Origin of the sequence: Paraplanobispora takensis (genome assembly GCF_016863195.1) — a bacterium.
Classification (GTDB): domain Bacteria; phylum Actinomycetota; class Actinomycetes; order Streptosporangiales; family Streptosporangiaceae; genus Planobispora; species Planobispora takensis.
Genome location: NZ_BOOK01000005.1, coordinates 159224 through 181809, shown reverse-complemented (window position 1 = coordinate 181809; position 22586 = coordinate 159224). Strand labels below are relative to the sequence as shown.

General features: G+C 72.4%; 16 protein-coding genes and 1 pseudogene. 4 read left to right on the top strand and 13 right to left on the bottom strand.

The features are described 5' to 3' along the window. Positions 1-62: 62 nt before the first annotated feature. From Pta02_RS05110 to Pta02_RS05100, 3 genes are read right to left on the bottom strand one after another with little or no spacing between them, the layout of a single operon-like run. The gene (locus tag Pta02_RS05110; protein WP_203873483.1) at positions 63-638 is read right to left on the bottom strand and encodes a hypothetical protein; all 576 of its coding nucleotides are present in this window, start codon (positions 636-638) and stop codon (positions 63-65) included. Then, the gene (locus tag Pta02_RS05105; protein WP_203873482.1) at positions 635-2071 is read right to left on the bottom strand and encodes a sensor histidine kinase; all 1437 of its coding nucleotides are present in this window, start codon (positions 2069-2071) and stop codon (positions 635-637) included. Before Pta02_RS05105 ends, Pta02_RS05110 begins: the two co-directional genes overlap by 4 nt. Then, positions 2068-2742, bottom strand: coding sequence for a response regulator (locus Pta02_RS05100; protein ID WP_203873481.1), 675 nt, complete (start codon positions 2740-2742; stop codon positions 2068-2070). The genes Pta02_RS05105 and Pta02_RS05100 overlap by 4 nt, the downstream gene beginning before the upstream one ends. 328 nt (positions 2743-3070) lie before the next feature. Here Pta02_RS05100 and Pta02_RS41030 point away from each other — a divergent pair, with 328 nt between their 5' ends. Together Pta02_RS41030 and Pta02_RS05090 are read left to right on the top strand one after the other, a co-directional pair. Continuing rightward, positions 3071-3817 (top strand): aggregation-promoting factor C-terminal-like domain-containing protein, encoded by a 747-nt coding sequence (locus Pta02_RS41030; RefSeq protein ID WP_239129596.1) that lies wholly within the window; start codon positions 3071-3073, stop codon positions 3815-3817. A 60-nt stretch (positions 3818-3877) separates the two neighbouring features. After that, a complete protein-coding gene (locus tag Pta02_RS05090; RefSeq protein ID WP_203873480.1) occupies positions 3878-5857 on the top strand; it encodes a glycosyltransferase family 2 protein in 1980 nt (659 codons plus the stop codon). Here Pta02_RS05090 and Pta02_RS05085 read toward each other — a convergent pair. The 4 genes from Pta02_RS05085 to Pta02_RS05070 all read right to left on the bottom strand — a co-directional run bounded on the left by Pta02_RS05085 (position 5842) and on the right by Pta02_RS05070 (position 11483). Then, positions 5842-7215, bottom strand: coding sequence for a 3-hydroxybutyrate oligomer hydrolase family protein (locus Pta02_RS05085; RefSeq protein ID WP_203873479.1), 1374 nt, complete (start codon positions 7213-7215; stop codon positions 5842-5844). The genes Pta02_RS05090 and Pta02_RS05085 overlap by 16 nt on opposite strands. Further along, positions 7212-8555: an MFS transporter gene (locus Pta02_RS05080; RefSeq protein ID WP_203873478.1), complete on the bottom strand. Its 1344-nt coding sequence runs from the start codon at positions 8553-8555 to the stop codon at positions 7212-7214. Before Pta02_RS05080 ends, Pta02_RS05085 begins: the two co-directional genes overlap by 4 nt. Before the next feature lie 128 nt (positions 8556-8683). After that, a complete protein-coding gene (locus Pta02_RS05075) occupies positions 8684-10645 on the bottom strand; it encodes a helix-turn-helix domain-containing protein (RefSeq protein WP_307837447.1) in 1962 nt (653 codons plus the stop codon). A 79-nt stretch (positions 10646-10724) separates the two neighbouring features. Beyond that, on the bottom strand, positions 10725-11483 hold the full coding sequence (locus Pta02_RS05070; protein WP_203873476.1) for a 3-hydroxybutyrate dehydrogenase: 759 nt from the start codon (positions 11481-11483) through the stop codon (positions 10725-10727). Positions 11484-11911: 428 nt separating this feature from the next. Between Pta02_RS05070 and Pta02_RS05065 the strand changes: the two are divergent. Both Pta02_RS05065 and mca read left to right on the top strand, forming a co-directional pair. Next, positions 11912-12814 (top strand): annotated as a pseudogene (locus Pta02_RS05065) (RNA polymerase sigma factor); the annotation flags it as partial. Between the two features lie 187 nt (positions 12815-13001). Then, positions 13002-13859: a mycothiol conjugate amidase Mca gene (mca, locus tag Pta02_RS05060; protein ID WP_203873605.1), complete on the top strand. Its 858-nt coding sequence runs from the start codon at positions 13002-13004 to the stop codon at positions 13857-13859. On the opposite strand, the gene Pta02_RS05055 is transcribed toward mca, so the two are convergent. From Pta02_RS05055 to Pta02_RS05030, 6 genes are all read right to left on the bottom strand, one after another. Continuing rightward, entirely contained in the window at positions 13841-14227 is a 387-nt protein-coding gene (locus tag Pta02_RS05055; RefSeq protein WP_203873475.1) for a tautomerase family protein, read from the bottom strand. The genes mca and Pta02_RS05055 overlap by 19 nt on opposite strands. A gap of 25 nt (positions 14228-14252) precedes the next feature. Then, positions 14253-15644 carry a class II fumarate hydratase gene (locus Pta02_RS05050; RefSeq protein WP_203873474.1) on the bottom strand — a complete coding sequence of 464 codons (1392 nt, stop codon included), beginning with the start codon at positions 15642-15644 and terminating at the stop codon, positions 14253-14255. 91 nt (positions 15645-15735) lie between these two features. Further along, positions 15736-18333 carry a serine/threonine-protein kinase gene (locus Pta02_RS41820; RefSeq protein WP_203873473.1) on the bottom strand — a complete coding sequence of 866 codons (2598 nt, stop codon included), beginning with the start codon at positions 18331-18333 and terminating at the stop codon, positions 15736-15738. A gap of 35 nt (positions 18334-18368) precedes the next feature. Continuing rightward, complete coding sequence (locus Pta02_RS05040) at positions 18369-19502, bottom strand: serine/threonine-protein kinase (protein WP_203873472.1); 1134 nt, start codon at positions 19500-19502, stop codon at positions 18369-18371. Positions 19503-19668: 166 nt separating this feature from the next. After that, the gene (locus tag Pta02_RS05035) at positions 19669-21321 is read right to left on the bottom strand and encodes a fumarate hydratase (protein WP_203873471.1); all 1653 of its coding nucleotides are present in this window, start codon (positions 21319-21321) and stop codon (positions 19669-19671) included. A 287-nt stretch (positions 21322-21608) separates the two neighbouring features. Next, a complete protein-coding gene (locus Pta02_RS05030) occupies positions 21609-22577 on the bottom strand; it encodes a DMT family transporter (RefSeq protein WP_239129595.1) in 969 nt (322 codons plus the stop codon). Positions 22578-22586 lie beyond the last annotated feature (9 nt).

Here is a 22586-nt window from a genome sequence, read left to right as displayed (position 1 = left end):
GGCGGCCGGTTCCCACGGGTGCGGTCAGCCGCGTGCGGCGCCTCGATCGGCACGGTCGATTCTCACGGGGGCAGCCGTACGCCCCTGGCGGCCAGGTTCCGGAACTCGAAGCAGGTGTGCTCTCCCAGCGACTCCGGGGTCCCCGGGAACAGCCGGGTGATCTCGACGCTCCAGATGCTCTCCTGCTTGTTCTGCCGGACCGTGCAGGTGATCTGGGCGAGCCCCAGCCGGGAGAGCCTCCCCTCACCGGTCAGGACCACGTTCAGCCGGTACCCCATCTCCCCGGCCGGGTCGTTGCGCTGGGAGGCGCCGCTGTAGCGGGTGGTCTTGCTGTCGTAGTGGTTGAAGCCGATCAGCTCGCTCGTCAGCCCCGGCTTGGGCGGCTGCTTGCCGGCCCGGAACAGGGTGTCCACGATGTTGTCGACGGAGTCGGAGACCACCGGGACCCGGGCGGGCTCCAGGCGTCCCTGCCGGACGAGATAGACCGTCACCCACGTCGGGCTGTAGCTGATCACCGGCGGGCGGCCCAGGTCCCGCACCTCGGTGGGCGTGATGCCGCAGCCGCCGAGCACGAGGGCGACCGTGGTCACGAGGCAGGCGAACCCGCCCCGTGCGAACCTTGCGGAGGGTCTTCTCATCGCGGTTCTTCTCCCTGCGGGCCCTCGCCCGCCGGGGGCAGCCAGACGGTGAAGAGCGTGCCGGGATCCTGCGGGCGCACCGAGATCGTGCCGCCGTGCAGCTGGGCGTTGGAGCGGGCGATGGACAGGCCGAGCCCGCTGCCGTCACCGCGCGTGCCGGCCTTGTAGAAGCGGTTGAACACGTGGGGCAGGTCCGTGGCCGGGATGCCCTTGCCGTGATCGCGCACCTTCACCTCCAAACCGTGCTCGGTGCTGCGGGCGGACACCGTGACGGGGGGTTCCCCGTGCCGCAGGGCGTTGCCGACCAGATTGGCGACGATGACGTCGAAGCGCCGGGGGTCGACGGAGAAGGCCAGCCCCTGGGGCGCGTTCACCTTGACCTGGTGCGACCAGCCGCGCATCTCCAGGCAGTCCTCGATCGCGTCGGAGATGTTCACGGTCTCCAGGTTGAGCGTGGCCGTGCCCGAGTCGAAGCGGCTGGCCTCGATGAGCTGCTCCACCAGGGTGCGCAGCCGTTCGATCTCGCGCAGCACCAGCCGTACGGCCACCGCCGGCTCCCTGGGCAGGCGCTCGGCCTCCTCGGAGAGCATGTCGGTCACCGCGGTCATCGCGGTCAGCGGGGTGCGCAGCTCGTGGGAGACGTCGGCCACGAACCGGCGGGACATCGCCTCCAGCGCCCGCAGCTCCGACACGCTGCGCTCCAGTTCGGCGGCGGTGTCGTTGAAGGTGGCCGTCAGCTCGGCCAGCTCGTCCTGGCCGTGCACGGGCAGCCGGGTGTCCAGGTGCCCGGCGCCGAGCGCCCGGGCGGCCGTGCCGAGCCGCCGCACCGGCAGCAGCACGCGCTGGGCCGACACCAGGGCCGCCGCGAGGGCCACGGCCAGCATGATGGCCCCGGCGACCGCCAGCGGCTGGCGCATGCCGATCAGCAGGTGCTCCTCCTCGGCGAGGGGGACGAACACGAAGACGCTCATCCCGGTCGGCTGCGGCAGGTGGATGGGCTCCACCCGCCACACGGGCGTGCCGATCACCAGCCACATCGCCCCGCGGATCTCCTGACGCTTGTAGGCCATCCGGTCGGCGGCGCGGGCGCGCAGGTCGGCGGGCACGTCGTTCATGCCGAAGGAGCCGTCGGCGTACAGGAAGTCCTCGTAGCGGACGACCACGGCGCCGCCGGGCACCCGCAGGCTCTTCTGCAGGACGGTGATCTCCATGTCGGTCGGCGGGCTGTCCCCCGGCCACAGGGCGCTGATGGGGAACCTGCTGCCCGTCAGGGTGTCGCGCACGTTGGCCGCGGCCGTGTACTCGGCGCGTTCGATCACCCGGTTCTTGACGAGCTCGTAGCCGATCACGGCCACCAGGGCGGAGGCCGCGACCGCGATCAGGGTGAAGGCGATGACCAGGCGTCCGCGCAGCCCCGTGTAGATCCGCCTCACGGCGGGCTGAACCGGTACCCGAAGCCGCGCACGGTGTGGATGAACTCCGGCTCGGCGGGCACCGCCTCGATCTTGGCGCGGATCCGCTGCACGCAGGCGTCCACCAGCCGGGAGTCCGCGGCGTGGGTGTGGTCCCACACCGCCCGCAGCAGATAGCGCCGGTTGAGCACCTGGCCGGGATGGCGGACCAGCTCCAGCAGGAGCCGGAGCTCGGTGGGGGTCAGGTGGACCTCCCGGCCGCCCAGCGTGACCTTGAGCGCCCCCCGGTCCACCACCAGGTCGCCGAAGGTGATGCGGTCGGAGGTGGCCGACTCCACCCGGCGCAGGACCGCGCGGATGCGGGCGTCCAGCACGCGCGGCTCGACCGGCTTGACCACGTAGTCGTCGGCCCCGGCCTCCAGGCCCACGACGATGTCGAGGTCGTCGCCCCTGGCGGTGAGGAGGATCACCGGCAGCTGGTCCATCTTGCGGATCCTGCGGCACACCTCGACCCCGTCGATCCCGGGCAGCATGACGTCCAGGATGGCGATCTCGGGACGGCGGGAGCGGATGTGGTCCAGCGCCTCCTCACCCGTCTCGTAGGAGGTCACGGAATGGCCCTGGCGGGCCAGCGCCAGCTCCAGAGCGGTCCTGACCGAAGGGTCGTCTTCAACGAGGAGAATGCCGGCCACCTGGTCATTATTCTTGCAACGTCCTATAGCTCCCACCATGTCATGAGACTGTGACCTGAGGTCTATGTCACAACCTCACGCGTGGAAAGTCCGGTACCGGGCCCTTCTCTCCGGCCCAAGGAGGAGCCCTGCCCCCCCTTCACCACGCCGATGTGATGAAAATCACATAGAGTGGGTCAAATATCGGGAAAGTCCTCGTAAGCAGGGAGTCGGGCCCTTGTGAACAGCGTGACTTTCCACGCAACCTCTCCCTCTTCTCCCGTTCCGGTTGCGGACCACCCCCCTGTGCACGGCAAGCTCATAGGTCGTGAGTGCAGGATCGCCCCCCGTGAAGGAGCGCCCGCCCCTGAAGGGGCGCCAGGCGCCCGGCTCCCGCCGTACCGGCAGGAAGTCGGAGAAGACTCCGAAGACGAAGGCTCCGGCGAAACCGCGGGGGTGGCTGACGCCCAAGCGCGGTCTGATCCTCGGCCTGGTGGCCGTGGTCGTCGCGGGCGGCGGCGGGTTCACCGCCTACACCGCGGCCCAGAACGCCTCCGCCCCGGCGGATCAGGCGCTCACTCTCGACCAGCTGGCCAACGCCTTCGGCGGCGGCGACCCCTTCGGGCCCGACCCCCAGGCGGACGCGCTGAAGGCACAGGCGGTCCAGGCGCTCAAGGCCGACGCGCTCAAGCGCAAGCGTGAGGGGCGCGAGCCGCTCGACCCCATCAAGATCGTCAAGGAGGCGCCGGGCGGCGGCGGCTTCGACCCCAAGCAGCTCCCGGCCGGCACCGCCAACCCGACCGGCAACCGGGCGATCGCCAAGCAGATGCTGGAGGCGCGCGGCTGGGCCGACCAGTGGGGCTGCCTGGAGAAGCTCTGGATGAAGGAGAGCGGCTGGAACGAGCGGGCGATGAACCGCTCCAGCGGCGCCTACGGCATCCCGCAGTCGCTGCCCGGTCACAAGATGGCCAGCGCGGGCGCCGACTGGCAGACCAACCCGGCCACCCAGATCGAGTGGGGGCTGGGCTACATCAAGGGCCGCTACGGCACGCCCTGCGGCGCCTGGGGTCATTCTCAGGCCAAGGGATGGTACTGAAACACCCCAGACCGGCAGGTCAGGCCCCATCCGCCCGTTAGGGCGCGCATCCTGGGCGGTATGGGGATAAAGGTCAGCGTGGTGGTGCCGGTGCACAACCCCGGTGATACGGCTGACGCGTGCATCCGATCGGTGATCGAACAGTCGATGGCCGCGGAGGAGTACGAGGTCGTCTTCGCCGACGACGGCTCCGACGACGGGACCGCCCGGCGGCTCGACGTGATCGCCGAGTCCCGCTCCAACGTCAGGGTCCTGCACCTGCCACGCATCGGCTCTCCGATGCGCGGCCGCAACGCCGCCCTGGAGGCCGCCAGGGGCGAGTACGTCTACATGCTCGACCAGGGCGACAAGCTGGATCGCACGGCCCTGGCGCGGATGTACGACCGCGCGGTCCAGACGGAGGCCGACGTCCTCGTCGGGCGGCTGGCCGGCGACGACGGGCCCGCGCCAGCGGCGTTCTCCCGGGACCGGCAGCGGGCCGACGTCCTCGGGGACGGGCTGCTGTCCCTGCTCACGCCGCACAAGCTCTACCGCAGGGCGTTCCTGGTGGCCGAGGGCATCGCCTTCCCCGGCGCCGGCGGGCCGCTGGCGGAGCAGGCCTTCGTCCTGCGGGCCTACCTGCGGGCGGCGACCGTGACCGTGATGGCCGGAGAGGTCTGCTGTCACCTGGGGGAGCGGCCCGAGTACCCGGTGGGCCCGCGCGCCCACGCCGCGGAGCTGGACAAGCTGCTCGACGTCATCGACGAGTCGGTCCCCCGCGGGCGCAAGCGCGACCGCCTGTACGCCCACTGGTTCCGCACCGCGGTCCTGCGCCGGCTCGGCGGCACCAGGTTCACCTCGTCGTCGGCCGACCGCTCCCTGGCCTTCACCACGCTGCGGGACATCGTCCTGCGGCGCTTCCCCGGGAGGCTGGACCACTACATGCCGGTCCAGCTGCGGGCGCGGGCCGCGCTGCTGCGCGCGGGCCGGCTCGACCAGCTCGTCGCGCTGGCCCACGCCCTGCGCGGCACCTTCCTGCGGGCGGAGATCAAGAGCGTCGCCTGGCGGGACGGCATGCTCGTGATGAACCTCACGGGGGAGATCATGCGGGGCGACGGCACCCCCACCCGCTTCCTGCCGCACGAGGACAACCGCCTGCTCTGGACCTCGCCGCTGCCGCTGGACGGGCTCCGGCTCCCGCCGGACGTGGCCGACGTCACCGCCGCGGTCTCCCGCACCCGCTTCGAGGTCTACATCCGGCACGAGGCGACCGGGGCCGTGCACATGCTCCCCGTCAGCTGCTCGGTGGTCCGCGTCCCGTACGGCGACGCGATCAGGGTGCAGGTCACCGGCACCGCGACCCTCGACGCCGCCTCCGCGCTCCCCGGCGGGACCCTGCCCTCCGGTCTGTGGGAGGTCCACATGCGGCTGCGCGGCGGCGTCCACCAGGGGCGCGCCCGGGTGGCCGGCGATCCGGTGCACTGCACCGGATCGCCGCAGGAGCACACGGGGCGGCCGGTGGTCCCCTGGTGGTCCGACCACGGCGAGCTGGGCCTGTGCGTGGAGCCCCGCTCCTTCCCCGAGTCGGTCGTCCTCGTCTCGACCGGGACCACGGTCACCCACGGGCGCGACCACGTCTTCGTCGTGGTGCCCGTGCCGTACATGCCGCCGGGCGGCGGGTCCCCGGCCGAACTGGTGCTGCGCCAGGCACCGGACGGCGAGCGCGAGGTCTGCGCCCCCGCCCTGGTCGAGCCGGGTCTGCCCGGTCACACCGCCGGGCGGCTGATCGCCAGGGTCCCGATGAAACGCCTGCCCCGCCACGGCTTTTTGGCCCCCGGCGCGTGGGTGCCGTTCCTGCGGATGGACGATGAGGAGGTCGGGCTCCGCTTCGGCGTGGAGATGAGCCGCGGCGGCCGGGTGGAGATCCGCCGCGGCGTCGTGCCCGCACCCCTGCCCGAGCGCCGCGACCCGCTGCTCAAACGCATCGCCCGGCGGATCCCCGGCGCCCGGAACATGGTCCGGTCATCCCGGCCCGTACCGCGCCGCTACACCCCCAACTGACACTCGTTGACGAGGTCGCCGCCGGCCGGGCGGGGCAGGGTCGCGCTGGGCGGCGGGCTCTGCCGCCGCTCCACCCAGCCCTCCATGGCCTCGAACGCGCTGCGGAAGCACGGCAGCAGCGGCCGCAGCCTGTCGGGGTAGGCGGCGTAGAGGCCGTCGGTGTGGGTGCCGTCGGTGACGCGGTAGTAGCGGAAGGGCCGGCGCTCGCCGACCATCTGCGCGTAGACGTCGCCGCTGCGGGAGATCGGCAGCAGCGTGTCGAGCGTGCCCTGGATCGTGATCAGCGGCTTGCCGATCCGGCCGGTCAGCGCGATCTTCCGCATCGCCCGGTACGGCTTGCGCGCGTCGTAGTCGTAGTCGGCGTCGCAGGCCGGGGTGCCGGAGGCGCAGTACGGGGTGCCCGCCTCGGTGGCGCCGTCGAAGTCCGGGTCGATCTCCTCCCGGTAGATGCGCTGGGTGAGGTCCCAGTAGACCTGGTGGTGGAACGGCCACAGGAACTCCGAGCCCTTGGCGAACCCGGCGTCGTACATCGCCTGGTTGTCGCCCTCGGGATAGGCGCGCAGCGCCGGGGGCAGGAAGTTCAGCAGGTTGTCACCCTTGACCCGCCAGAGCGTGCCCTCCCAGTCGATCCCGCCGTCGTACAGCCACGGCCGGTTCTCCAGCTGCCAGCGCACGAGATAGCCGCCGTTGGAGATGCCCGCCGCGTAGGTGCGCGCCGGGAGCCTGCCGTACCGCTGCCTGGCGACGGCCTTGGCCGCGACGGCGATCTGCGTGACCCGGTGGTTCCACTCGGCGATCGCGTCCCCGGGCTCCCGGCCGTCCTTGTGGAAGGCGACGCCGGTGTTGCCCTTGTCGGTCACCGCGTAGGCGTAGCCCTTGGCCAGCGCCCAGTCCGAGACGGTGAAGTCGTTGGCGTACTGCTCCCGGTTGCCGGGCGTGCCCGCCACGACCAGCCCGCCGTTCCACCTGTCGGGCAGCCGGAGCACGAACTGCGCGTCGTGGTTCCAGCCGTGGTTGGTGTTGGTGGTGGAGGTGTCGGGGAAGTAGCCGTCGACCTGGATGCCCGGCACGCCCGTGGGGTTGACCGCGCCCGCCGGGTGCAGCCCGGACCAGTCGGCCGGGTCGGTGTGCCCGGAGGCCACGGTCCCCGCCGTGGTCAGGTCGTCCAGGCAGGCGACGACCTGCTTCTCCGCCCCGGGCACGGCGACCCTGTCCTGCCGGTCGCAGTGCCCGCCCGCGGCCGTCTGCGTGGTGCCCGTCACCCCCGCGCTCGCGGCCGGTGCGCTCACCGCCAGCACGGCGGCGGTGGCGATCGCGAGTCCGGAGGCGAGCACGATCGGCCCGCGCGGCCGGCTCACGGCTTGACGCCTTCGGTGGCGGCGGCGGTCTCGTCGGCGCCGGCCTCAAGGGTGACGAGGTCGCGGCCCCGGGTCTCCTTGGCGAGGAGGATGGTGATCACCGTCAGCACGGCGCCGCCGGCGACGTAGAGCATGATCGGGAACGCGGAGCCGTACGACTTGAGCAGCGCCACCGCGATCAGCGGGGCCAGGCCGCCCGCGACGATCGAGGCGAGCTGCGCGCCGACCGACACGCCCGAGTAGCGCATCCGGGTGGCGAACAGCTCGGAGAAGAACGCCGCCTGCGGGCCGTACATCGCCCCGTGCAGGACCAGGCCGACCGTGACCGCCAGGGTGATCGCGGCGAAGTTGCCCGTGTCGATCAGCGGGAAGAACGCGAACGCCCACAGGCCCACGCCGACCGCGCCGATCAGGTAGACGGGGCGGCGGCCGAGCCGGTCGGACAGGGCGCCCCACATCGGGATCGAGACGAAGTGCACGGCCGAGCCGATCAGCACCGCGTTCAGTACGAAGCCCTTGTCCAGCTTGGTGGCCTCCACGGCGTAGACCAGGACGAAGGCGGTGATCACGTAGTAGGAGACGTTCTCGGCGAAGCGGGCGCCGATCGCGGTGATCACGTCCCGCCAGTGGTAGCGGAAGACGTCCACGATGGGCATCGACGCCTTGGGCCTGTGCTCGGCGTTGGCCATGGCCTGCTGGAAGACCGGGGACTCGCTGATGGACAGCCGGATCCACAGGCCCAGGAGCACCAGCGCGCCCGAGAGCAGGAACGGCACGCGCCAGCCCCAGCTCAGGAAGGTCTCATCGGACTGGACCGCGGCCAGCACCGCCAGGACGGCGGTGGCCAGCAGGTTGCCGCCGGGGGCGCCGGCCTGCGGCCAGGAGGCCCAGAAGCCGCGCCGCGCGGAGTCGCCGTGCTCGGAGACGATGAGCACCGCACCGCCCCACTCGCCGCCGAGCGCGAAGCCCTGCACCAGCCGCAGCGCCGTCAGCAGCAGCGGGGCCGCCGCGCCGATCGCCGCGTGCGTCGGCAGGCAGCCGATCAGGAAGGTCGCGCCGCCCATCAGGACCAGGCTGATGACGAGCAGCCGCTTGCGGCCCAGCCGGTCGCCGTAGTGGCCGAAGACGACCGCGCCGAGCGGGCGGGCGACGAAGCCCACCGCGTAGGTGAGGAACGCCAGCAGGGTGCCGGTGAGCGGGTCCGCCTCGGGGAAGAAGAGCTTGTTGAAGACGAGCGCGGCGGCGGAGCCGTACAGGAAGAAGTCGTACCACTCGATCGTGGTGCCGATGAGGCTGGCGCCGACGATCTTTCCGATGGGGGTGGGGGATTTCTCAGCCATCTCACTCACCAATGGGAGTCGCTGTCGGGGGGATGTCGGCTCACCGTACGTAGTGACCGGCATCACTCCTATGGGGGCGATCCCCATACCGGGTGAGGCGGCTATGTGGGAGCCCCGCGGCGGGGTCGTCAGCCGCGCAGCCGGTGCAGCCGCAGGGCGAGCTGGATCTCCAGGGCCCGCTCCGGGTCCTGCCAGTCGGCGCCCAGCAGCCGGCCGATCCGGTCCAGGCGCTGGGTGACGGTGTTGACGTGGATGTGCAGGGCCTCGGCCGTACGGGAGAGCGAGCCGCCCGCGCCGAAGTAGGCGGTGAGGGTGTGGACCAGCGCGGTGCCCCGGCGGGCGTCGTAGTCCAGCACCGGGCCGAGCGCCGAGCGCAGGTAGGCCTCGATGTCGCGGCCGTCGCCCACCAGCAGCCCGACGAAGCCCAGCTCCGCGGCACCGGCGCCCTCGCCGGCCCGGCCCAGGGCGCGCAGCGCGTCGGCGCAGCGGCGGGCCTCGTCGTGGGCCGCGGCGACCCCGGCGGGCCCGTGCACCGGGCCGCAGGCGCCCGCCGTGGCGGGCCGGCCGAGGGAGGCGCTCAGCTCGGCGGCGATCCGCTTGGCCAGCGGGCCCGGCCGGTCGCCGGGCAGCAGCAGCACCAGCTCGTCCCCGCGCTGGGCGGCCAGCCCGCGCTCCAGCGTGGCGCGTGAGGAGGCCCAGAAGGCGGCGCGCTCGCGCTGGCCGTCGTGCCGGACCACGACCACCACGTGACCGGCGTCCAGGTCCACGCCGACCCGGCGGGCCCGGTCGGCCAGCCCGTCGAGGCCGGGCCGCGAGATCAGGTCGTCGAGCAGCTCGCCCCTGACCCGGCCCTCTGCCTCGGCCACGGTGCGGCGGAACAGCAGCAGCAGCGCGGTGACCAGCGCCGCCCGCTCCAGGATGCGCTGGTCGGTGGCGGCCACCCGGCCGTCGGCCCGCAGCACGAGCGTGCACAGCGGTTCCGCGCCGACGTCCACCGACGCGACCAGCAGGTCGTCCTTCCTGACGGTGCGCCCCAGCGTCCGGGACGACTGCGCGGCCTCCGCGATGGCCGCCGCGGTCACACCGGCCGCCGCCATCCCGGCTGCGGTCGCTCCGGCCGGGGCTGCCCCGGACACGGTCTTCTCCGGCCCGTCCTGGGCGCCGCCGGCCGGCCGGCCCGTGCCGTCCAGCTCGCTCAGGTCGCCGGCGATCGGCCGTCCCGCGCCGTCCAGCACGACCAGCGAGCCGCCGAGCACCTCGGTGACCACGGCGGCCACGTCCTCGACCCCGCCGCCGCGCAGCACCAGCCCGGTCATCCGGTCGTGCGCGAGGGCGGCCCGCTCCACCGCCTGGCTGTGCGCGCCGGCCTGCCGGTTGGCCTCGCTGAGCTCCTCCAGGGCGTTGCGGGTCTCCTGCAGCAGGCGGGCGTTGTCGATGGCCACCGCCGCGTGGGCGGCCAGCGAGCCGAGCAGCACCACCTCGTCCTGGGTGAACGGCCGCACGCTCCGGTTGGCCGCGAACAGCACCCCGATGACCCGCGCGCCGAGCTTGAGCGGCACGCCGAGGATGGCGACCAGGCCCTCCTCCTTGACCGCGTCGTCGATGTGGGACATGTGCCGGAAGCGCTCGTCGGCGAAGTAGTCGGCCGTGGCGTACGGCGTGGCGGTCTGGGCCACCAGCCCGCCGAGCCCGGCCCCCATGGCCAGGCGCAGGGCGCGGAACTTGGCCGAGACCGAGCCGTCGGTGACCCGCATCCAGGTGTCGCCCCGGTCGGGGTCGTGCAGCGTCATGTAGGCGGCGTCCGTGCCGAGCAGCTGCCGGGCGCGGCGCACGATGGCCTCCAGCACGGCGTCCAGGTTCCGCAGGCCGGCCAGGTCGCCGGCGGTGTCGAACAGCGCCGACAGCTCGGCCTCGCGCCTGGCCCTGCGCCGCATCAGCGCCCGCACCTTGAGCGCGGCGAGCTTGGTCTCCTCCAGCTCGGCCAGCGTCGCCGGGTCCGCCCCGGACGTCCTGGCGGCCAGGACGGGCCCTTCGAACTCGACCGCCGAGGCCTCCCTGGCCAGCAGCTCCAGAAACACCCGCGCGCTCATGTCGTCCATTCTCGCGGTGCCGCCGCGCCCGGGATCCGGCCGCCCCCGGACCCGGGCGGTCGGCGTGGGTCCCCGGACGTCAGCGGGCGGTCCAGCCCCCGTCCACGGGCAGGGAGGCTCCGGTCATGAAGGAGCCGTGCGGGCCGCACAGGTAGGCGACCAGTTCGGCGACCTCGTCGGGCTCGATCAGCCGCTTGATCGCGGCGGGGGCGAGCATGATCTGTTCGACGACCTCGTCCCGGCCGATGCCGTGGGTGGCGGCCTGGGCGTCGATCTGGCGCTCCACGAGGGGAGTGCGGACGTAGGCGGGACTCACACAGTTGGAGGTGACCCCGTGTGCGGCGCCCTCCAGGGCGACGACCTTCGAGAACCCCTCCAGCGCGTGCTTCGCCGTGACGTAGGCCGCCTTGTACGGCGAGGCGCGCAGGCCGTGGATGGAGGAGATGTTGACGATCCGCCCCCATCCCCGCTCGTACATCCCGGGCAGGGCCGCCCGCACCAGCAGGAACGGGGCCTCGACCATGACCTTGAGGATCCTGGTGAAGACCTCCGGCGGGAACTCCTCGACCGGGGCCACGTGCTGGAACCCGGCGTTGTTCACCACGATGTCGGCCCCGCGCACGAGGCCGGGCGGGAAGGCCTCCAGGAAGCCGGGCGTGGACAGGTCCGCCACGACCGGCGTCCCGGAGACCTCCGCGGCCACCTTCGCGGCGGCCTCGGCGTCCATGTCCACCGCCACCACATGCGCTCCGGCGTCGGCCAGCCGTCGCGCGCAGGCGCGCCCGATCCCGCTGCCCGCCCCGGTCACCACGGCCCGTCGCGCCGTCAGGTCAATCATGTGCCGAATGTAGGCAACGGGCGGGATCCCGGCCCATGTCGCCCGCCGACACACTGTCGTGGCGGGTTATGTGCGGGACGCACGGCACGGCGGTCCGCAGGCGGTGCCGGCGGGACGGGGACGTCGTCGCCGATTCCCCGGAAACCACGGCGATGAGAGTACGGCGTGCCGCCCCCGCGACGGCGGGGGGCGACGTACCATCGAAACCGTGTTCGATGAAAGGGGTGCCGCCAGGAGCCGCCCATGGAGTTTCCGCCCGCCGGGGGCCGGCGGGCCGGGCGGTCACGTGGCCGTGCCGCCGCTCTCTCGTGGATCCGACCGATTTTTAGGTTCGACATATTTTCTCTTGACGGATCACTGTTTCGGTCCTAATTTTAGGTCCAACACAAATTTCGTGTGAGGAGAGGCTCCTGATCACCACCGGCACGGACTCGATCAAGGACTATCTCAAGCAGATCGGCACGATTCCGCTGCTCACCGCCGAGCAGGAGGTCGATCTGGCCAGGCGGATGGAGGCGGGCGCCTTCGCCAGGGAGCGGCTGGAGGCCGTGGGCGAGGCGCTCACGGCGGACGCGCGCGCCGAGCTGGAGTGGATCGCCGAGGACGGCCGGCGCGCCAGGGAGCGCATGCTGGAGGCCAATCTGCGGCTGGTCGTCTCGGTCGCCAAGCGCTACACCGGGCGCGGCCTGCTCCTGCAGGACCTGATCCAGGAGGGCAACGTCGGCCTGATCCGCACGGTGGAGAAGTTCGACCACACCATGGGCTTCAAGTTCTCCACCTACGCCACCTGGTGGATCAAGCAGGCGATCGGCCGGGCCGTGGCCGACCAGGCGCGGACCATCCGGGTCCCGGTCCACATGGTGGAGCAGATCAACAGGCTCACCCGGGCCAGACGGGAGCTGCTGACCACCCTGGGGCGCGAGCCCACCGGCGAGGAGCTGGCCCGCGAGCTCGACATGACCCCGCAGAAGGTCGCCGAGGTGCAGGGATACGACCGCGACCCCGTCTCCCTGCACACCCCGCTGGGCGACGGGAGCGACGGGGAGTTCGGCGACCTCATCGAGGACTCCCAGGCCGTCACCCCCGAGGACGTCGTCTCCGCCGGTCTCCTGCGCGAGCAGCTGCGCGAGCTGCTCGGCACGCTCAGCGAGCGCGAGGCCGGTGTGGTCGCCCTGCGCTTCGGCCTCGACGACGGGCGGCCCAGGACCCTGGACGAGATCGGCAAGGACTACGGTGTCACCCGGGAGCGCATCCGCCAGATCGAGGCCAAGGCCATGTCCAAGCTCCGCCACCCGTCCCGGTCGCTCGGGCTGCGCGCCTATCTCGGCTGACCCCGCCCCGCCGACCTCACCACCTCGCCGACCCCCTGACCCCGCTGAGCCCCTGACCCCTCGGCGCGGGCCCGTCCCCGCGGGACCGAGGCCCGGCCCCGTCCTCTTCCCGGAGCTCCCTTCCCCTTCGAGCCTCCGGCCTTCCCCACTTCGAGGAGAATCCGTGACCACGAACCCGCTGCGGCTGATGGCGGTGCACGCCCACCCCGACGACGAGTCCAGCAAGGGGGCGGCGACGCTCGCCCGCTACGTCCGGGAGGGGGTGGAGGTCCTGGTGTGCACCTGCACGGGCGGGGAGCGCGGCGACATCCTCAACCCGGCGATGGACCGGCCGGGAGTGCTGGAGAACATGGCGGAGATCCGGCGCAAGGAGATGGCCGAGGCCGCCGCGATCCTCGGCGTCGGCCACCGCTGGCTCGGCTTCGTCGACTCGGGGCTGCCCGGGGAGGGCGAGCCGCTGCCGGAGGGATGCTTCGCCGTACAGGACCTGGAGGTCGCCGCGCGGCCGCTGGTGGCGGCTGTGCGGGAGTTCCGGCCGCATGTGATCATCACCTACGACGAGACGGGCGGCTATCCGCACCCGGACCACATCATGACCCACCGGGTGTCGGTCGAGGCGTTCGAGGCCGCGGGCGACCCGGAGCGCCATCCCGGCACCGGGGAGCCGTGGCGGCCGCTCAAGCTCTACTACTCGGTGTCGTTCACCCGCGAGTGGTTCACCGCGATCAACGAGGGACTGCTCGCCCGGGGGCTGGAGTCGCCGCTGGCCGATGAGATCACCGACGACTGGTTCGAGGGCATGCCCCAGCTGGCCACGACCACCCGGGTGACCTGCGACGACTATTTCGAGATCCGGGACCGGGCGATCAAGGCGCACGCCACCCAGATCGACCCCGAGGGGCCGTGGTTCTCCACCCCGCGTGACGTGGAACGGGAGATCTGGCCCACCGAGGAGTACCACCTCGCCCGCTCACACGTCGAGACGACGCTGCCGGAGACCGACCTGTTCGCCGGGATCCGCGGCGATCAGACGGTGACCGGATAGGTCAGGGCCAGCTCGTCGCCGGGCACGCCCCGGATGCCCCAGTTCACCTGGGGCGCCTCCAGGATGACGATCTCCAGATCCTCGGGGGCGAGGCCGAGCGCCTCCCGCGTCCGGGCGAACAGGGCCCGGATCAGCTCGCGCTTGGCCTCGTCCGAGCGGCCGGTGAAGCAGACGATCTCCACGATCAGATAGCGCTCGCTCCGCTGCGGGCAGAGCAGGTCCTCGGCGTCCAGCAGCAGGAAGCGGTGGAACCGCTTGTCCGGCGGGAGCTTCCACGTCTCGACCACGCACTCGTGCACGACGTCGGACAGCTCCCGCCGAAGCGGGGCCCAGACGTCGCGGCGACCGTAGAACTTGATCTGCGTCATGGGGTGAGTCTGCCAGGCAGTCGATCTACGACGGCGGGCGGGTCATGGACAGGACGTCGAGCAGGGAGTCGAGCTGCTCCTCGGTGAGGGTGCCGTCGGCGACGTGGCCGCGCTCGATGACGACCTGCCGGATGGTCTTGCGCTCCTCCAGGGCCTGCTTGGCGATCTTCGCGGCCTCCTCGTAGCCGACGTGGCGGTTGAGCGGGGTGACGATGGACGGCGAGGACTCGGCGTACTCCCGCAGGCGCTCGGTGTTGGCCGTGATGCCCTGCACGCAGCGGTCGGCCAGCAGCCGGGAGACGTTGGCGAGCAGCCGTACGGACTCCAGGACGTTGCGCGCCATGACCGGCAGGGCCACGTTGAGCTCGAAGGTGCCCGAGGCCCCGGCGAAGGCGATGGCGGCGTCGTTCCCGACGACCTGGGCGGCGACCATGCACACGGCCTCGGGGATGACCGGGTTGACCTTGCCGGGCATGATCGAGGAGCCGGGCTGCAGGTCGGGCAGGTTGACCTCGCCGAGCCCGGCGCGCGGGCCCGAGCCCATCCAGCGGAGATCGTTGGCGATCTTGTTGAGGGAGACCGCGACGGTCCGGAGCTGGCCGGAGAGCTCCACCACCGCGTCCCGGGCGCCCTGGGCCTCGAAGTGGTCGGGGGCCTCGACGAACGGGAGCCCGGTGGCCTCGCGGAGCTTGTCGATGACCTTCGGAGCGAAGCCCGGCGGGGTGTTGACGCCGGTGCCGACCGCGGTCCCGCCCAGCGGGAGCTCGGCCAGATGGGGCAGCGCGCTCCGCACCCGGGCGACGGCGTTGTCGATCTGGGTGGCGTAGCCGCCGAACTCCTGGCCCAGCGTGACCGGGGTGGCGTCCATCAGGTGCGTACGGCCCGCCTTGACGACCTCGGAGAACTCCGCGGCCTTCGCGCGCAGCGCGGTGGCCAGGTGCTTCAGGGAGGGGATGAGGTGATAGGTCACCTCGGTCATGGCGGCCACGTGGATGGAGGTGGGGAACACGTCGTTGGAGGACTGGGAGGCGTTGACGTGGTCGTTCGGGTGCACGGGGCGGCCCAGCCGCTCCTCGGCGACGGTGGCGATCACTTCGTTGGCGTTCATGTTGGACGAGGTCCCCGAGCCGGTCTGGAAGACGTCGATCGGGAACTCGCTGTCCCACTCGTTCTCCGCGACGTCGGTGGCGGCCTCGGCGATGGCCTGGGCCAGCTCCTTGTCGAGCACGCCGAGCTCGGCGTTGACCTCGGCGGCGATCGCCTTGATCAGGCCGAGGGCGGCGATGTGCGGGCTCTCCAGGCCGCGGCCCGAGATCGGGAAGTTCTCCACCGCCCGCTGGGTCTGGGCCCGCCACCTGGCACTCGCCGGAACGCGCACGTCGCCCATCGAGTCATGTTCGATCCGATACTCACTCATGGCCCCAGTCTGCAACCCGGGGCATAAGCCCGCCGTTCGGTGGTGCCGGTGTCGCCACCGGCACCGCCGGACGGTGTCGCGCGGGCGGTGCTCAGGAGCCGCCGGAGGCCTTCTCCCCGGCGGGCCGGAAGGAGGCCAGCACGGCCTCGCGCATCCCCGCCTGCTCGTCCCAGGAGGTCGCGGGGACCGCCCAGTAGATGGTGTAGTCGTTCTCGCCCGGCAGGTTCACGAAGCGGGCCAGCACGTGGATGGTCTCGCCGCCGGCGACGTAGGTGAACTCCCAGTCGGCGGTCTTCGCCCCGGCGTACGGCTCGGGCTCGACCGCGGTGACGCCGATCAGCCGGTAGCCGGGGTAGGTCCCGGCGCTGGCCGCGGCCCTCTGGGCCGCCTTGACGCTCGCCCTGACGTTCCCGGAGGGGTGCGCGGAGGTGTTGACCCGGAGATAGCGGGTGTCGTCCTCACTCTTGAAGACGACGTCGTCCCCCCGGCTGCTCGCCCGCAGCGGGGCCGGCGGGTCGATGCTGAACCCCTCGGCGTCCTCGTGCCGCCGCAGGTCCGCAGCGAGCGAGGAGTCAGGGGACGCCGCGGGCGCGGCGTCCTCGCCGGCGCCCGACCCCGAGGCCGCGGACGTGCCGGCCGACAGGTTCGCCGCGGTGGGGTCGCCCGCGCCGGTCTCGGCGAAGGCCGCGACCACCAGGATCATGATGATCACCATGGAGACGGCGGCCACCCCGATGAGGACGAGCGTTCCGACCTTCCCGCCCGGGGGCTTGGCGTTCGGCGCGGCCGGTCCGCCCTGCGATCCGGCGATGGCGAACAGGTCGGTGCCCAGCCCGGAGGGCGGGTGGCTGCCGTTCGAGGGTCCCGGCCCCGATCCCGGCGGGAACGGCTGCCAGCCCTCCTGGGGACCGGGCCCGCCCGGTCCGCCCGGGCCCGGCGCGGGGAACCCGCCGGGACCACCGGGTCCACCCGGACCGCCGGTCATGCCCTGACCACCCGGGCCCGCCGGCCCGCCGGGACGGCCGGCGCCGGGCAGCATCCCCACGGCCGTCGACTCGTCGTCGGTGGAGGAGCCCGCCGGGGCACCCGGACCGGCCGGCTTGCCGGCCACCGGCGTGCCCAGCTTCGACACGACGGGAAAGCCGTGCGGCGGCGTCGGGGAGGAGTCGTCGATCTGCGGCGCGTCCGGGGCCCCGCGCTTCGCGGCCTCGGCGGCGGCCTGGCCCTTCGGCTTCCCGGCGACCGGCACCCCGAGGTCGGACGTCACGTCCGGCCGGGGCCGGGGCCTGGCCGGGGGAGCGGGGGGTACGGGGGCCGCCGTGGGGGTCTCACCGGTCCCGGGCAGGCGCAGGCCGTTCTTGGGCCGGATGACGATCATGGTGCGGTCGGCGTCGAACTCCTCTTCGTCCGCCGCCGGCCCGGCTTCGGCTCCCGCCTCCGCGGATCCGGTCCCACCACCGGTTCCCGGCTCCGCACCCTCGCCGGTTCCGTGCTCCGCGCCCTCGGCCGTCGCAGGCTCGGCCGCACTGTCGGCCCCGGCCTTCACGGCCCCGGCCTCGGCCTTCACGGCCCCGGTCCCGTCGCCCGACGCACCGGTTCCGTCCGCGTCTCCGGCAGCCTGCGAGACGTCCGAGGCGCCTGAGACGCCCGTGCCGCCCGCAGCGCCGGCACCCATGGCCACGGCCCGCACGGGGCCGGTTCCGGCCTCGTCGGCGGCCTCCGCCCCGTCCCGGGCGGTCTCCTCCGCGGTGCCGGACTCCGCGTCCCCGGCCGCCGGGGAGGCACCCGCGGCACCCTTCGAGCCCGCGGAGCCGGACCCGCCCGCGGTCCCGGGCTCGTCGAGCTCCAGGGACGCCGCCTCGGCGGAGGGGGTGTCGGCCACGGCGCGCAGCATGACGGCCGCCTGGCCGGGGGTCAGGCGTGCCGTGTGGTCCTTCTCCAGCAGCTGCTCCAGCACCGGGCGCAGCGGGCCCGCCTGGACCGGCGGGTCGACGTTCTCGGTCATCAGCGCGGCCAGCGTCTCGGCCACCGAGGAGCGCTCGTAGGCCGGGCGGCCCTCGACCGCGAAGTACAGCGTGGCCCCGAGCGACCACAGGTCGGACTCGGGCCCGGTGTGCTCTCCTCGGGCCCGCTCGGGGGCGGTGTAGCCGGGCGAGCCGATCACCATGCCGGTCTGGGTGAGGCTCGTGTCGCCCTCGGCCTTGGCGATGCCGAAATCGGTCAGCACCACCCGGCCGCTCTCGGTGATCAGCACGTTTCCGGGCTTGACGTCGCGGTGCAGGATCCCCTGGGCGTGGGCGGCGCGCAGCGCCCCCAGCAGGTCGGCGCCGATCTCGGCGACCAGGCGGGGCGGGAGCGGCCCCTCCTCCTCGATCACCCGTTCGAGGGAGCGCGCCTGCACCAGCTCCATGATGATCCACGGGCTGCCGTCCTCGATGATGGCGTCGTGGACGGTGGCGACTGATGGGTGGCTGATGCGGGCAGCCGTACGACCCTCGCGGATCATGCGCTCCCGTAGTTCGGCGCGTTGTGCCTCGCTGAGCCCGGGCTCCTGACGGATCTCCTTGATCGCCACGTCCCTGCCCAGGGAACGGTCGTGAGCCCGCCAAACGGTGCCCATCGTCCCTCGGCCGAGCGGTGTGATCAGCTCGTAGCGGTCAGCGAGCACGCGCGTCTGCTGTTCCGGCATGAGTAGAAGATAGCGATTGGAGCTTGATGAACGCTTTAACCGCGCTTGCGGAGTTCCTTGGGCCACAGGCGACGTGGGAGCACCAAGCGGATAAAAGGTGACATAAATCTCACAAAAGGACGCGGCGTCGGCCACGGATCCAGGGGTTTGCGGTGCGTCCCCTCCATCGGCCGGCGGTGCCCGCGCGGCATCGGAACCGGCGTCGCGACCGGCAGCGGGACGGGTCCGGGAGTCGATCCGGCACGGTGCAGGCCCCGGTGCTGGGGCCGGCGATGGAAAGACGGGGGCGCGATCATCGCGGCGTTGCGCACGGCCTTGCCCGCCGCGCGGGCGAGCGGATCCTCGGCCGACCCGCCGGCCGCCACGCGGGAGAGCATCAGGGAGGCGCGGACCGGGTCGAGACGGGTGACCGGGTCGATGCCGAGCAGGCCCTGGAGCACCGGGGCCAGCGGCCCGGCCTTCTCCATCGGGATCGGCTCGCCGCTGGTCAGCGCGGCCAGGGCGGCGGCGGCCGTACGGCGTCCGTGCAGGCCGCGTCCCTCGACGGCGGTGTAGAGGGTCGCCCCGAGCGACCACAGGTCGGCCGCGGGGCTCGCCTTGGCGCCCAGCACCCGCTCGGGCGCGATGTATCCCGCCGAGCCGAGCACGATGCCGGCCTGGGTGATCGAGGCGTCGCCTTCGAGCGCGGCGAGCCCGAAGTCGGTCAGGACCGCCCGGTCCTCGGTCACCAGGACGTTGCTGGGCTTGACGTCGCGGTGCAGGATGCCCTTGGCGTGCACGGCCCGCAGGGCGCCCAGGACCTGCCGCCCGATCTCCGCCGCCCGGCGCGGCGGCAGCGGGCCCTCCTGCTGCACCAGCTGCTCCAGGGACCTGGCGTTGAGCAGCTCCATGACGATCCAGGGGCGCTCGTCCTCGGTGACGACGTCGAAGACGGTGATCACCGAAGGATGGGCGACCATCGCGGTGGCCCGCCCCTCGCGCTCGGTCCTGGCGCACAGCTCCGCCCGCAGGTCCTCGTCCAGGACCAGGGGCAGGCGCACCTCCTTGACCGCGACCTCGCGGTCGAGCAGCTCGTCGCGCGCCCGCCAGACCGTGCCCATGCCGCCACGGCCGACCGGCTCCACAAGCCGATATCGCGCGGCAAGGAGGTATCCGGACGGCGCACGCATGTTGGGCAGCTTACCTATTTGCGCAATGCGACCAGTAGAGACAGGCCTGAAGTTTCTTGCCTGATGTAGTCAGATTTTCTGTCTTGTATCCGTTGGGAAACGCTCAGTGATATCCGGCCGGGTCCGGCGGCGGCCTCACGGCCTGCGCGGACCCGGCCGGAACCCGTCAGCGGCGGCCGATTGTCAGAACCGGTCCGGTGGTGTCGGTGAAGAAGTCCTCACCCTTGTCGTCGACCACGATGAAGGCCGGGAAATCCTCGACTTCGATCTTCCAGACGGCTTCCATGCCGAGCTCCGGATATTCCAGGACCTCGACCTTCTTGATGCAGTCCTGGGCCAGGCGGGCGGCCGGGCCGCCGATCGAGCCGAGGTAGAAGCCGCCGTACTTCTGGCAGGCCTCGGTGACCTGCTTGGACCGGTTGCCCTTGGCGAGCATCACCATGGAGCCGCCCGCGGCCTGGAAGCGCTCGACGTAGGAGTCCATCCGGCCGGCGGTGGTGGGGCCGAAGGAGCCGGAGGCGTAGCCCTCGGGGGTCTTGGCGGGGCCGGCGTAGTAGACGGCGTGGTCCTTCATGTACTGCGGCATCTCACCGCCCGCGTCGAGCAGCTCGCCGATCTTGGCGTGCGCGATGTCGCGGGCCACGACCAGCGGGCCGGTCAGCGACAGGCGGGTCTTGACCGGGTACTTCGTCAGCTCGGCGAGGATCTCCTGCATCGGCCGGTTGAGGTCGATCTTCACCACGTCGTCCGACAGGTGCTCGTCGGTGGTCTCCGGCAGGAACCGCGCCGGGTCGGTCTCCAGCTGCTCCAGGAAGATCCCCTCGGGGGTGATCTTGGCGAGGGCCTGGCGGTCGGCGCTGCAGGAGACCGCGACGGCGACCGGGCAGGAGGCGCCGTGCCGGGGCAGGCGGATCACGCGGACGTCGTGGCAGAAGTACTTGCCGCCGAACTGGGCGCCGATGCCGAGCTTCTGGGTGAGCTCGAAGACCTTGGCCTCCAGCTCGGTGTCGCGGAAGCCGTGACCGCTGGGGGAGCCGGAGGTGGGGATGGAGTCCAGATAGCGGGCGCTGGCGTACTTGGCCGTCTTCAGGGCGTACTCCGCCGAGGTGCCGCCCACCACGATCGCCAGGTGGTACGGCGGGCAGGCGGCGGTGCCCAGGGAGCGGATCTTCTCCTCCAGGAAGGCCAGCATGCGCTTCTCGTTGAGGACCGCCTTGGTCTCCTGGTACAGGAACGACTTGTTGGCGCTGCCGCCGCCCTTGGCCATGAACAGCAGCTTGTACTCGTCGGGGTGGCCGTGCGGGTCCTCGGCGTACAGCTCGATCTGGGCGGGGAGGTTGGAGCCGGTGTTCTTCTCCTCCCACATGGTGATCGGGGCCATCTGCGAGTAGCGCAGGTTGAGCCTGGTGTAGGCGTCGTAGACGCCCCGCGAGACGTGCTCGGCGTCGGCGCCGTCGGTGAGCACGTGCCGGCCGCGCTTGCCCATCACGATCGCGGTGCCGGTGTCCTGGCACATCGGGAGCACGCCGCCGGCCGAGATGGAGGCGTTCTTCAGCAGGTCGAGCGCGACGAAGCGGTCGTTGCCGCTGGACTCCGGGTCATCGATGATCTTCCGGAGCTGGGCGAGGTGCGAGGACCGGAGATAGTGGGAGATGTCGTGGATCGCGGTCTCGGTGAGCAGGCGCAGCGCCTCGGGTTCGACCTCCAGGAACCTGCGGCCCGCGGCCTCGACGACGCGCACCCCCTCGCTGCTGATCAGACGGTACTGCGTCTCATCCGGTCCCAGCGGGAGCAGGTCGGTGTAGTCGAACTCGGGCATCGTCTCGGATCCTCCGTGCCGGGGGTCTTCTCCGGTCCCCTAGAGGGTACGGCCTCCCGGCGGGCGCTCCGGAGGGCCGCGGCGCCGCCCCCGCCGCGGCCGGGCGCCTGACCGGATATCGGCGCCGAATCTTGACGCTGCCATCGGACGGGACGGGCAACCCCGGGACGCGGGCCGACGAAGATATCGATGAAGGCCGATCCACCGCTTGAGGAGGAGGAGTCATGGAAGCCGGTTACATCGTGATGTACGTGCTCGGGGCGATCATCAGCGTCGGTCTGGGAGGATCACTCCTCGCGATCGTGCTGCGGAGCGTCGCCGAGGAGAGCAAGTTCTGGGGACCGCTGCGGCACTGAGCCGCCGTCCGTTCCCGGGGGCGCCTGGCGGGTCCGGGAGACCCGCAGGCCGATGACGATGCCGGCGACGACCAGCGCGGCGCCGGCCAGGTCGGCGGCCGACGGGGCGCCGAGGCCGAGTACGGCCCCCGTCGCGATCGCGCCCACCGGGATCAGCCCGGCGAACAGCCCCGCCCGTCCGGGGCCGAGCCGGGGCAGCGCGTCGTACCACAGGAAGAACGCCACGGTGGTGACGATGATCGACTGGTAGCCGAGGCCCGCCGCCTCGGCGGGGGTCGGCACGCGCAGCATCGCGGCGCCGTCCACCGTCAGGCCGATCACCACGAGCATCGGCACGGCCAGCGCCGCCGAGTAGGCCGAGACCCGCACCGCGCCCAGCCGGGGCAGCAGCGGCAGGGCCAGCAGCGAGAAGCAGACCTCGCAGACCAGAGCGCCCAGCGACCACAGCAGACCGGTCATGTCGCCGCTGCCCAGCCCGGTGGCCACCGTCGCCCCGGCCACCACCACGGCCGCCGCCCCGACCACCCGGGGCGAGGGGCGGCCGTCCAGCAGGGCCAGCGCCAGCGGGACGGTGCCGAGTACGGTGCCGACCAGGGCGGGGCCGCCGTGCCCGGTCGCCTCGATCACGCAGACGTTGAAGATGACCAGCCCCGTGATGGAGAGCGCGACCAGAAGGGCGGTCTCCTTGAGCGTCAGCCGCAGGAACCTCAGACCGGCCAGTCGCGCGACGGCCAGCAGGACGGCCGAGGCCAGGAGATAGCGCAGCGCCTGCCCGCCGTACAGGGGATAGTCCCGGATCGCTCCGGCGACCCCGGCGAGGGTGCCCACCAGGAACATCGCCCCGGAGGCCTGGACGAGACCCCGGGTTTCCCCGCCTCTGGTGATGACATCGGTGCTCATGTCGGGAAT

Coding starts and splice junctions, on each gene's coding strand:
- Pta02_RS05030 (WP_239129595.1), bottom strand. CDS start 22,577: ATGAGCACCGATGTCATCACCAGAGGCGGGGAAACCCGGGGTCTCGTC.
- Pta02_RS41820 (WP_203873473.1), bottom strand. CDS start 18,333: ATGCCGGAACAGCAGACGCGCGTGCTCGCTGACCGCTACGAGCTGATC.
- Pta02_RS05110 (WP_203873483.1), bottom strand. CDS start 638: ATGAGAAGACCCTCCGCAAGGTTCGCACGGGGCGGGTTCGCCTGCCTC.
- Pta02_RS05080 (WP_203873478.1), bottom strand. CDS start 8,555: ATGGCTGAGAAATCCCCCACCCCCATCGGAAAGATCGTCGGCGCCAGC.
- Pta02_RS05075 (WP_307837447.1), bottom strand. CDS start 10,645: ATGAGCGCGCGGGTGTTTCTGGAGCTGCTGGCCAGGGAGGCCTCGGCG.
- mca (WP_203873605.1), top strand. CDS start 13,002: ATGGCGGTGCACGCCCACCCCGACGACGAGTCCAGCAAGGGGGCGGCG.
- Pta02_RS05070 (WP_203873476.1), bottom strand. CDS start 11,483: ATGATTGACCTGACGGCGCGACGGGCCGTGGTGACCGGGGCGGGCAGC.
- Pta02_RS05050 (WP_203873474.1), bottom strand. CDS start 15,644: ATGAGTGAGTATCGGATCGAACATGACTCGATGGGCGACGTGCGCGTT.
- Pta02_RS05035 (WP_203873471.1), bottom strand. CDS start 21,321: ATGCCCGAGTTCGACTACACCGACCTGCTCCCGCTGGGACCGGATGAG.
- Pta02_RS05055 (WP_203873475.1), bottom strand. CDS start 14,227: ATGACGCAGATCAAGTTCTACGGTCGCCGCGACGTCTGGGCCCCGCTT.
- Pta02_RS05090 (WP_203873480.1), top strand. CDS start 3,878: ATGGGGATAAAGGTCAGCGTGGTGGTGCCGGTGCACAACCCCGGTGAT.
- Pta02_RS05040 (WP_203873472.1), bottom strand. CDS start 19,502: ATGCGTGCGCCGTCCGGATACCTCCTTGCCGCGCGATATCGGCTTGTG.